The sequence below is a fragment of the Photobacterium satsumensis genome (assembly GCF_050336935.1).
Classification (GTDB): domain Bacteria; phylum Pseudomonadota; class Gammaproteobacteria; order Enterobacterales; family Vibrionaceae; genus Photobacterium; species Photobacterium satsumensis.
This window is the reverse complement of the sequence record NZ_JAKJSK010000013.1, coordinates 177990-188354: the sequence shown is the minus strand read 5'-3', so window position 1 is coordinate 188354 and position 10365 is coordinate 177990. Positions and strand designations below refer to the sequence as shown.

Below are 10365 nucleotides of genomic sequence, written 5' to 3'. Positions count from 1 at the left end.
GGGTGCTGGGTGCTGGGTGCTGGGTGCTGGGTGCTGGGTGCTGGGTGCTGGGTGCTGGGGCAGTATTAATTGGAGGCTTCCTTAGTCAAGGAAAAAGGTTGCCGTCAAAAAAATAGAGAAGTAAAAGAAAAGGCGGCAAGGCACTGCCGCTTTAACTTGGCTGCTGGGTATTACATGTAGTTGAACAGGCTGAGCTGTTTGGTTTGATTGAATGCCGCTTGAGAGGCTTGCAATGCCATCATATCTTCGTTGAGTTCGATGATAGCCTTGCTGTAGTCCAAGTCTTCCAAACTGCCTTTGGCCTTATTAAGACTTAACTCAAAGTCCTTGTGTTGAGCTTCATAGGTTTCCAACGTTTTCAGTCCAGTACCGACTTCTGCCCGGCGTTGGTTCATGTGCACATAGGCAGCATTAAGCTCTTCTATCGAGCGCTGTAAGCCTGCTTTGGCTTCTGGTGAAGACGAGCCGTGCTCGGAATACTTGATGACATCATTCATCGTCTGAAACAAATCGATGGTATCAGTTCTGTCTAGAGTAACACTATCGCCCTCTTTAACCTCACCATCAAATTGAAAATTCAGCTGGATCTGACTACCTGGAGTAGAGTCAGTATATTGAATCCCCTTCACAGGATCGTATTTCTGGGTGTCGAGAAGTTGATTACTATCATCATAAAGCTCGTAATCAAAACTACCCAAACCATCATCAACAAATGCTACCCGATAGTTTGTCGTATCATTTGAGTCTTGATTGGTTGCCGAAAGCAGAGTTAATCCTGATTCTGGCTGTAATCCTGAGTAATCAGGCCGGTAATCACCAAACGGATTATCTATTTCCTGAAAAACGTGATCACCAGGCTGACTGGTTTTAACGTGCACAGAAGTATCTATTCTCGCTTCACGGTGGCCGCTATCACCTAAATACTGCACCTTGCCACTAATACCTTCCACAAAAGGCTGGGTCGTAGATTGATGGCCCGCAAATACATAGTTACCGCCTTCATCCTGAGTATTCGCCAGATTGAGCAGTCCTTCGTATAGGCTTTCCAGTTCATTCTTGAATGCCGATCTATCATCACTTCCCATCGCACCGTTAATCATCCCGATCACTTTCTGCTTGGAACTATCAATATGGGTTTCGACATTTTTCAGGGAAGTTTCAAGCGTGCCCAAACGGTTATTTGCAAGCGTTATCGATTTCTGAAACTGCTCAATTTGTACCAATTGTTGCTTGTAGTTTTGGGTAGAAACCGATGCAACCGGATCATCACCCGCGGTTTTAATACGCTTACCAGTGGCCAATTGCTCATTGGTATTATTCACCGCACCTTGCTTACGCATCAGATTAGAAGTCAGATTCTGGTACTGAGAAAAGGTCGACACTCGATTAATCATAACGCCTCCTAAAATTAGACAGCACGCATCAGCGTATCGAAGGTTTCACGGGCTACGCTCATAATCCGCGATGAGGCCATATACGCCTGCTGGAATTTCATTAAGTTCGCCGCTTCCTCGTCCAAGTTAACCCCAGACACACTTGATACTCGCTCTGTTGCCGCATCAAAATCGAGCTGACTGATCTGACCGAATTTCTCGGCATTCATTTTTTGAATGCCCACATCCGTGGTTAAGGTCTGAAATAAGTCGATGACACTAGATCGTCCATTGTTCATGGTCTTCTGGGTTTGTAGATGCTGCATTTCCATCAGGTTGCTGTTATCGCCTTCGGCCGGAGTAGCCCCAAGCTGAACGGAAAACGTATCGCCTGCCACAGCACCACCGGAGATGGTCAGCGTCGGTACCCCATTATTCATCGCATCAGCAAAGTTAATGGCATTACCCTGGACTGGGTAATTCAAATCGGTCGTTGGCGCGCCATTTTCATCGATCAAAGTCTGTTTAATGCCTTGATCGTCAAACACTGACAACGTATCACCAGTATTACTAATAATAACCTGATAGTTCCCCGTCACTTGCGCTGACGATAGCGGCTCTAACTGTGCAGAACCTTGGTTTCCCTCTGCGGCACCTACCACCCGCTGGGCTGCAATATCAGACGCCTCGGTCGCATTCATCGCCATTTGTGCCCCTCCTAGACGGACGGGACGGATGGTAAAGGTTTCGGAAGAGGGCGCGGCAGACAAGCTGTTGACATCAATAGTCATCCCATCAACTTGAATAACTTGCGGATCCGTGGCTTGAATAGCCTGGTTGAAGACTTCTTCACCTTTAGCATTAAACATTTGATAGGTATTGTTCACACCATCCGTGTTCGCCTTTAGTTGGTAATCACCCACCTGAAGTTTGGACACATCATCAATAGCCACGGTCATATCTGCCGTACTGCCGACAGGCTTCAGTACCCGCTGGCCCATAGCGACTGGATCATTAATATCTGCATACAGGTTTTTCCCCTGCTCACCGTTTAAATCCAAACCTTGGCGCTGAATAGTATTAATCTGACCGGCAAAGCCTATCGCCATCCTACCAACTTCGTCGATGCTTCGCTCCACTACGTCAGTACGAAAGCCAATCATAGCTCCTAAAATGCCACCCATATTTTCAGCATTTAGAGGTGTTGTATTGTGGCCATCATCCACCGCGACTTGAGTCTGTAATGGATCTGGCTCACCAGGGATCACCGCCAAGCGAGATGATTCTGTGCCTGAGACCAATGTTTGGCCATCACCGATAATCACCGTATTAGCAGGGCTATCTCTTCCTTGTAGTACCGTGACTTTAGTATATTGAGCTAACTCATTAACTAGACTTTGCTGCTGGTCAAATAGATCATTTTTCTCACCAGCAGGGTTTTCCTGAATGCGCTTATTCAATGTGGCAATTTCTTGCCCTAAGGTATTAACCCGGTCAACCGTTGCCACCAACTGGTCATTGACATCGCGCTGCATTCCCGAGAGCGTATCATAGGTACTGTTGACGGTTTGGCTCACCAAAGCGGCATTTTCCAATACCGCTTTTCTCGAACCCAAGTCATTGGGGTGATCCGCCAAGCTTTTTACTGAATCATAGTAATCGTTCATACTAGAAATAGTTTTGCTGGCATTATTGGAAATGAACTCGTCCATCACGGCAAGTTGGGCATGGCTTTCATTGGCTTGGTGAAGTTGAGTGGTTGATTGAGTTAGTTCACGCGCTGCAAACTGATCATAAGCGCGGCGTACGTTATCAATGTAAGCACCCGTGCCGTATTGGCTACCACCAATCCAGTGGGCATCATCTGCTTTTTGCTCAGCACTTTGGCGACTATAGCCTGGCGTATTCACATTACTGATATTGTGACTGGTCACATTAAGTTGTTTCTGAGAAGTTCTCAGTCCACTCATACCAATATTGAGTAAATCTAATGCCATGTACTTATCTCCAGCCAATTCCAGCGGCAATCATAACCACCCACAACACATAAAATGCAAAAAACAGGCCAATAAGTAAAAGAAACGGCTGTCGGTTACTGTCTATACACCCTATTTCTATATATCTATAAGTCTAAACACATGCAATATATAAGGCTGTAGAAAGCAGATGTCCGCTGTATTACAAGCTTTTAGTAACGAAATTATTAGTGTGGCTATTATTTTAAGTTCATATTCAGTATCGCATACTATTTATTGGCAAAGTACCCATAGTCAAGACAGAGTATTGAGTTGAAGTTCAAATCCAAAAAGCAAACGTTCAAATCGTATTTTTAGGTTTTTTCAGAATAAAACAGCGCCATAAGTTTGACTAACCGACATGAACATCTCAGACAACAAAATAAACCATTGATTATTAAGACATTAATATTAACAAGCCCACACCCCACAAGCACCTTCTCGTTACTCTATTTCATATATTTTTTATCTAATTTATATGCCCCACCATCAAGGGAACATAACTGTTACATTATTTTCATTAAATGCTAACCAGATCTAACATTGATAAATAAAATCACACTACACTAGATAAAGAGTACAGGTTGTATATATAATAACTATTGATTAACACCTCGAGAGAGATAGGCGGCAGCTATGAATATTGGGCTTGCAACATTACTGGGCTATGCCATAAAAGAGATTATTGCACCTGTAATTCTGGATAATGTTCGGGAAGGGAACCAGGAAAAAGTACAGACTAGTGAAATTCAGTCAGCGCTGTCTGAAAGTAAAGATACGTTGAATATCATTTCATCAATTGTCGACGTGTTTGTATAATTTCTTTTCTATTTATTCTATTACTGTTCTTTACTCATTAAATCACTCACCTGATCAAATACCCGCATCACTTTCTCGCTATAGCTCGGATCGGTCGCATACCCTGCTTTGTGGATCTCGTTAATAAACGCTTTCGGATCTTGCGTATTTTCTAGCGCAACCGAATACCTTGGGTTCTGCTTTAAAAACCGCGCATAATCATTAAAGCTTTCATCGAAAGAATCATAAGAACGAAATGCTGCACGCTCTTGGACAGCAATACCTTGATGGTATTCCAAAGTCTGCGTCGCCATTTTATCCCCTTTCCAACTCGGATCTGCCTTGATGTTAAAAAGGTTATTGCTGTTACCGGCGGCATTGCTGATCACTTTCTTGCCCCACCCCGTTTCCAGGGCGGCTTGGGCTATCAATACTGCAGGATCTACCCCCAACACATTAGCAGTACGGCGAGCATACGGTGCCATATGTGAAACAAAGGCCTGTGGAGAATCAAAGCTTTCTGGCATCGGTGCTTCCATAGCGGATACAGGAGCACTATTTGCCACATTACGCTGGGAAATCGCTTTGTTGGCTATCTGGGTGATTTCGTCTTCACTCATAGCAGGTTGCACTGCTTCATTTCGATGAGCGATTGGAGAGAGGCTTTGCTGAGTAATTTCAGTACGATTATCCGGCTTAAATTCTTGCCGCTCAAAAGGCAGGTACTTGCCGTCTTTATCGAGCGCCACAAAATGCTGTTCTTTGGTTAGCGTACCATCACTTTGTTTTGTTGCGCTCTCATCTTGGTGGGCACCAAGCTGCTGAACAATCATATCGGCCAGACCCAGTGAATTACTGCGGCTTAGCTCACTGGCCATCTGCTCATCATGCATCTGCTCGAAGAATTTTGCGTTGCGGCTACTCATCAAGTCCGACTCAAAAACTGAGTTTGCATCACGCATCGATTTGAACATCATCTGGGTGAAGATGGCTTCAAACTGCTCGGCGGCAGCGCGAAGGCTGGCCTGCTCCCCCTCTTTTCCTGTTTTCACCCCAGCCCGCAAGCGATCAAGGCTTGAGATATCAAGAACAAAACTGGTGTCGGTCGGACTTTTCACCTTGCTCTCCCGTTAGATAATGATCAGCTGGCCTTCAATGGCCCCAGCCTGTTTCAATGCTTGTAAAATGGCCATTAGATCTGACGGCGCAGCCCCTACCTGATTGACGGCACGAACTAAATCATCCAGTGATACACCCGGTTCAAACAAGAACATCCGCGAATCTTCTTCGGTAACCGTAATTTCGCTATCGGGTACAACTACGGTTTGGCCACCAGCAAATGCATTCGGCTGGCTGGCCGACAGATTTTCTTTGATGGAAACGGTCATGCCGCCATGGGTAATAGCTGCAGGTTTCAACCGAACATGCTGGCCAATAACAATGGTTCCGGTACGGGAGTTAACAATGATCTGTGCCCCTGAGTCAGCGGTTTCAAATTCAACATTTTCAATGGTGGATAGAAACGCGACACGCTGACTGACATCACGCGGGGCACGCACCCGCACTGATGCTGCATCCATGGCCGAAGCCACATCAGGGCCAAGGAAATTGTTGATGGCATCCACCATGTTCTGCGCGGTGGAAAAATCCGGCTCGTATAGATTAAAGGTAAGAAAATCACCACGGCCGAACGGGTTTGGTACCTCTTGTTCGACAATCGCGCCCGAAGGGATAGTCCCCACCGTTGGGGTATTGCTGACAATCCGCGAGCCGTCAGCACCATCGGCGGTAAATCCACCGACCACCAGACTACCTTGAGCGACCGCATAGATATTGCCATCCAAACCTTTCAGGAAGGTTTGTAGTAGCGTGCCACCGCGCAAGCTCTTGGCCGAGCCGACCGATGAAACGGTGATATCAATTTGTTGGCCCTGCTTGGAAAAGGGGGGCAACGTGGCATGGACGGCTACCGCAGCAACATTTCGGGTGCGGAATCGCTCACCTTCCGGAATATTAATACCGAAGCTATTAAGCATGGCACGGAAGCTTTGCTCGGTATAATACGCCGATGACGATTCACCGGTTCCCGGCAGGCCAACCACCAAACCATAGCCAACTAATTGGTTATCCCTGACACCAGCAACGCCAGCAACATCTTTGATACGGGCGGCATAGGTCGGCGCTGATACCAACGGCAGCAGCGATACTAACAATAGGCTAAATAACACTGATTGGATTAACGTTTTCATGCATTACATCGCCGCGTTGAAGAATCGGGCAAACCAACTTGGGGTTTGGGTATCTTGGCGATCGCCGGTCGCCGAGTATTGAATTCGTGCATTGGAGATACGCGTCGATGGAATAGAGTTTTCCGAATCGATATCATCGGGCCGGATAGTGCCGCTCACCCGGATATATTCATCACCACTGTTCAGCGTCAACCACTTCTCCCCTCTTACCAGCAAATTTCCGTTCGGTAAAACTTCAATCACCTCGACCGAAACAGAGCCAGAGAAACTGTTGCTTTGATCCGAAGAAAGGCTACCGGAAAACGAGTTGTCGTTGGTAAGGGCATACGACAAATCATATTTACCAATATTGACTGGGCGGCCACCCAGCATGATAGGCTGCATGTTCATATCAGTCGATTTGCCCAAATCCGAGCTGGCACTTTTCCTGGCTTGGGTATTTTCTTCCAGCATGACGGTAACGATATCGCCTAGCCCAGTCGGGCGGGAGTCATTGTACAGTCCCATTGAGTTGCTGTTGCTAAAGAGTGAACCGGTAGAGGTCGCATAATGTTCTGGCTTTTCCGGTGGACGTACCGAAGACCAGTTAGGATCACCCTGAACTGCGTCTTCACGCGTTCTGACCATCCCGATGATGCCATCGCTTTGCTCAGTCGTGCCTTCAACCGCATCAACCTCACTGACCGCACTATCAAGATCAGAGCCAGTATCAAAGCTCTGCGCACAACCCGATAATGTCGCCACCAGCACTGCCACCCAAAATACTGGCCAATACTTACCCATACCTTACTCCCTGTTATAGCTGCTGGTTGACGTAGCTCAGCATCTGGTCCACGGTCGAAATCACCTTGGAGTTCATCTCATAAACTCGTTGTGCCTCGATCATGTTAACCAGCTCTTCGGTAACATTCACATTGGACGTTTCCAACATTGACTGGCGAACACTACCGAAACCATCAAGGCCGGGGATCCCTTCTTGCGGGTCGCCACTTGCACCTGTCGGTAGATAAAGGTTCTGACCAATCGGCTCCATACCGCCTGGATTAATAAAGTTGGTCAGGTTGATTTGACCCAATACCTGATTTTCCTGTTGATCTCGAATGCGGGCAGAAACTTCACCATCGGTACCCACCGTAATGGCGACCGCGTTGTCCGGCACCACAATCTCAGGCTCGAGTACATAACCCGCGCCAGACGTCACAATCTGGCCTTCATTGCTCACCGTAAACTGGCCGTTTCGGGTATAGCCAATGTTGCCGTCTGGCAGCATAACCTGGAAGAAACCGTCACCCTCGACCATCATGTCAAGCGCATTGTCAGTGGTCTGGGTATTACCCTGGGTAAATACCTTCTGAGTGGCGACCACTTTTGAACCGGCACCTAACATCAAGCCAGATGGCAAAGTGGTATCTTGCGTAGCCTGGCCGCCTGGCTGGTTAATGTTCTGGTAAAAAAGATCTTCAAAAACCGGGCGGCTTTTCTTAAAACCTATTGTCGAGGCGTTAGCTAGGTTATTTGAAACCGTTGAAATATTGGTTTGCTGGGCATCAAGACCAGTCTTACTAACCCATAGAGCTGGATGCATTCGTTAACTCCTCGCTATTATCCGATTCGCATTAAAGATGAAGACGATTTATCCATGTCTTCTGCGGTTTTCATCAATTTGACTTGCATTTCAAAGTGGCGCTGAAGGTCAATCATGCTGACCATTTCACCTACAGCATTGACGTTGCTGCCTTCCAATGCGCCGCTGAGCAAGGTCACCCCTGCATCGGCTTCTAACCCCTGTGGGTTTGGGTTCGTTGGCTTGAACAGGCCATCGACATCTTTATACAAACTATTATTTTCAGGGTTAACCAGTTTGATCCGGTTGATTGCCACCATAGCTTCCGGAGGTGCCCCTTGCGGCAAAATACTGACCGTGCCGTCTTTCTGGATTTCAATTTTGTTGATCGGGAGTGGTACAAAGATCGGGGCATCGGCATCGCCCAAAATAAGCTGGCCGTTACTGTTTTGCAGCATCCCCATCTCATCAATCTTCAAGTGACCGGCACGGGTGTAAGCTTCTTGTCCCGAGACATCTTGTACCGCCAGCCAACCGTTGCCTTCGACAGCCACGTCCATTGCACGGCCGGTCATTTTAACCGAGCCTTGCTCGAAGTTATTGCCCGGGCGCTCTGTCATGGCAAATACTCGGCTTGGCAGCCCTTCGCCATACGCCTGCATACTTCTCGCCTGCTGCAGATCCGCGCGAAAACCGGTGGTATTCACGTTCGCCAAGTTGTTGGCCGCGACCTGCATGCCATACATATCTTGCTTGGCGCCACTCATGGCTAGAAATAATGCGCGATCCATCTGTCACTCCCCTCTATCGATAGGCATTACGAATGCAAAAAGTATACCATCAATAAAATGGCAGCTAGACCATTGATTTTAAAAGAAGTGAAGCAAAAAATGGAGAGTAATAGAAATAAAGGGGAAAAACGTTGCCGCTTAACTGACGATCATGCTCAGTAAACAATCAATCGCTTTTAATGTGGGCATGAAAGCGTCAAAAAAACGACGAAAGCCCATAACACTCTGTGTTATGGGCTTGGCACTCTGGCAGGTATTAATTAACGGATCTGCAAGATGTTCTGCTGTAGCTGGTTGTTCACATCCAAGGCACGTGAGCTGGCCTGGAAGTTACGCTGAGCAGTGATCAGATCCACCAGCTCCTGAGTCATATCGATATTCGATTGCTCTAGGGTACCGTTCTTGATCGAGCCGAATGAGCCTTGCGCTGCATCACCCCACACCGCAGCACCGGAATCTTGGGTGACATTCCACAACGTACCTCCTAGCTGAGCGAGCCCCTGCTCGTTGGCAACACGTGCCATTGCCACTCGGCCAATCACTTTGTCCTTGCCATTCGAGTAAGACGCGAGGATATTACCGTCAGAGTCGATATCGACATTGGACAGGTAACCCGTAGTCGCACCATCTTCATCTTCCAGCTTGCGGATTTCAAACGGTGAAGCGTACTGAGTTGGTTCGTCGTAGTTGAAGATCAGGTCCTGAGAACCATCTGCACCACCAAGCTGAATACCTGCCGTTTGGAAATCAACGGTTTGGAAGTTTGGCGGCGTTGTTACCAGCTGACCTCCCGCATCAAATTGTAGCTCATGGCCTAGGTGGCCAGCACCGCTATCAACACCGTTCAGAACATCAAGGGCTTTTTCACCGCCGCTGTCACTGACCGTATAATATACGCTCCAAGTGTTCGGTGTCGAACCAGGCTGAGTATCATCCTGCTTTACATAGTATGCAGACATTTTCAACGGGTTACCCAAAGAGTCATAAATCGTTGAAGAGGTTGATTTGTTGTAAGAATCTGGGTCATTGAAATCAAACTGCGCTACCTTCGGCGAGGTCTCACCGCTAGGCAAGTTCATCGAAATATTCATGTTCTTCGACATATTCGGCTGGCCGAAGGTGTCATCAATGGTCATTGCCTTTGGTTCGTAAGAGGAAACCGTATTGGTATCTTGGTTCACCTCGTAGCCAAGCAGGTAATTATTGTCTGAGTTAACAATCTCGTTGTTGTTATTCAGATGGAAAGCACCATTACGCGTCAGGTTATTATTTGCCGGCTCAGTTTTGTTTGGCGCAACAGCGAAAAACCCAGTGCCCGATACCCGTAAATCCAATGGGTTGTTGGTGTAAATACTAGAGCCTTCATGGAACTGCTGGGCAACCGTTGCCGTTTGTACACCACCACCGGTTGTGGTTTTCGAATTCGAGAAAATCGAGTTCGAGTACACATCGGAAAACTCGGCACGGGACTCCTTGAAGCCGTAGGTATTGGAGTTGGCGATGTTGTTACTGGTAGTGTTGAGATCTTTTTGAGCCGCACCCAGGCCACTCAAGGCAATATTCATGCTCATAGTT

The 10365-nt window shown here is 47.2% G+C and carries 9 protein-coding genes; 1 reads left to right on the top strand and 8 read right to left on the bottom strand.

Features of this window, described 5'->3' with window-relative positions; translation table 11 throughout:
• Positions 1-170 precede the first annotated feature (170 nt).
• Together flgL and flgK are read right to left on the bottom strand one after the other, a co-directional pair.
• The gene (flgL, locus tag L4D79_RS24015; RefSeq protein WP_428655183.1) at positions 171-1394 is read right to left on the bottom strand and encodes a flagellar hook-associated protein FlgL; all 1224 of its coding nucleotides are present in this window, start codon (positions 1392-1394) and stop codon (positions 171-173) included.
• Between the two features lie 14 nt (positions 1395-1408).
• Positions 1409-3370: a flagellar hook-associated protein FlgK gene (gene flgK, locus L4D79_RS24010; RefSeq protein WP_428655180.1), complete on the bottom strand. Its 1962-nt coding sequence runs from the start codon at positions 3368-3370 to the stop codon at positions 1409-1411.
• Between the two features lie 654 nt (positions 3371-4024).
• Here flgK and L4D79_RS24005 point away from each other — a divergent pair.
• Complete coding sequence (locus L4D79_RS24005) at positions 4025-4207, top strand: hypothetical protein (RefSeq protein ID WP_428655178.1); 183 nt, start codon at positions 4025-4027, stop codon at positions 4205-4207.
• 20 nt (positions 4208-4227) lie between these two features.
• Here L4D79_RS24005 and flgJ read toward each other — a convergent pair whose 3' ends face one another.
• The 6 genes from flgJ to flgE all read right to left on the bottom strand — a co-directional run bounded on the left by flgJ (position 4228) and on the right by flgE (position 10361).
• The gene (gene flgJ / locus L4D79_RS24000) at positions 4228-5304 is read right to left on the bottom strand and encodes a flagellar assembly peptidoglycan hydrolase FlgJ (protein WP_428655176.1); all 1077 of its coding nucleotides are present in this window, start codon (positions 5302-5304) and stop codon (positions 4228-4230) included.
• A 12-nt stretch (positions 5305-5316) separates the two neighbouring features.
• A complete protein-coding gene (locus L4D79_RS23995) occupies positions 5317-6435 on the bottom strand; it encodes a flagellar basal body P-ring protein FlgI (RefSeq protein WP_428655174.1) in 1119 nt (372 codons plus the stop codon).
• Positions 6436-6438: 3 nt separating this feature from the next.
• Complete coding sequence (locus tag L4D79_RS23990; RefSeq protein ID WP_428655172.1) at positions 6439-7218, bottom strand: flagellar basal body L-ring protein FlgH; 780 nt, start codon at positions 7216-7218, stop codon at positions 6439-6441.
• Between the two features lie 13 nt (positions 7219-7231).
• Positions 7232-8020, bottom strand: a complete 789-nt coding sequence (gene flgG, locus L4D79_RS23985) for a flagellar basal-body rod protein FlgG (protein WP_107351471.1) — start codon at positions 8018-8020, stop codon at positions 7232-7234.
• Between the two features lie 17 nt (positions 8021-8037).
• A complete protein-coding gene (flgF, locus tag L4D79_RS23980) occupies positions 8038-8790 on the bottom strand; it encodes a flagellar basal-body rod protein FlgF (protein ID WP_428655170.1) in 753 nt (250 codons plus the stop codon).
• A gap of 260 nt (positions 8791-9050) precedes the next feature.
• On the bottom strand, positions 9051-10361 hold the full coding sequence (gene flgE, locus L4D79_RS23975; protein ID WP_428655168.1) for a flagellar hook protein FlgE: 1311 nt from the start codon (positions 10359-10361) through the stop codon (positions 9051-9053).
• Positions 10362-10365: the final 4 nt, after the last annotated feature.

Bases quoted from the DNA above. Each gene is read 5' to 3' on its own strand.
- flgL (WP_428655183.1), bottom strand. From the start codon at position 1,394: ATGATTAATCGAGTGTCGACCTTTTCTCAGTACCAGAATCTGACTTCT.
- flgK (WP_428655180.1), bottom strand. From the start codon at position 3,370: ATGGCATTAGATTTACTCAATATTGGTATGAGTGGACTGAGAACTTCT.
- L4D79_RS24005 (WP_428655178.1), top strand. From the start codon at position 4,025: ATGAATATTGGGCTTGCAACATTACTGGGCTATGCCATAAAAGAGATT.
- L4D79_RS23995 (WP_428655174.1), bottom strand. From the start codon at position 6,435: ATGAAAACGTTAATCCAATCAGTGTTATTTAGCCTATTGTTAGTATCG.
- L4D79_RS23990 (WP_428655172.1), bottom strand. From the start codon at position 7,218: ATGGGTAAGTATTGGCCAGTATTTTGGGTGGCAGTGCTGGTGGCGACA.
- flgG (WP_107351471.1), bottom strand. From the start codon at position 8,020: ATGCATCCAGCTCTATGGGTTAGTAAGACTGGTCTTGATGCCCAGCAA.
- flgF (WP_428655170.1), bottom strand. From the start codon at position 8,790: ATGGATCGCGCATTATTTCTAGCCATGAGTGGCGCCAAGCAAGATATG.
- flgE (WP_428655168.1), bottom strand. From the start codon at position 10,361: ATGAGCATGAATATTGCCTTGAGTGGCCTGGGTGCGGCTCAAAAAGAT.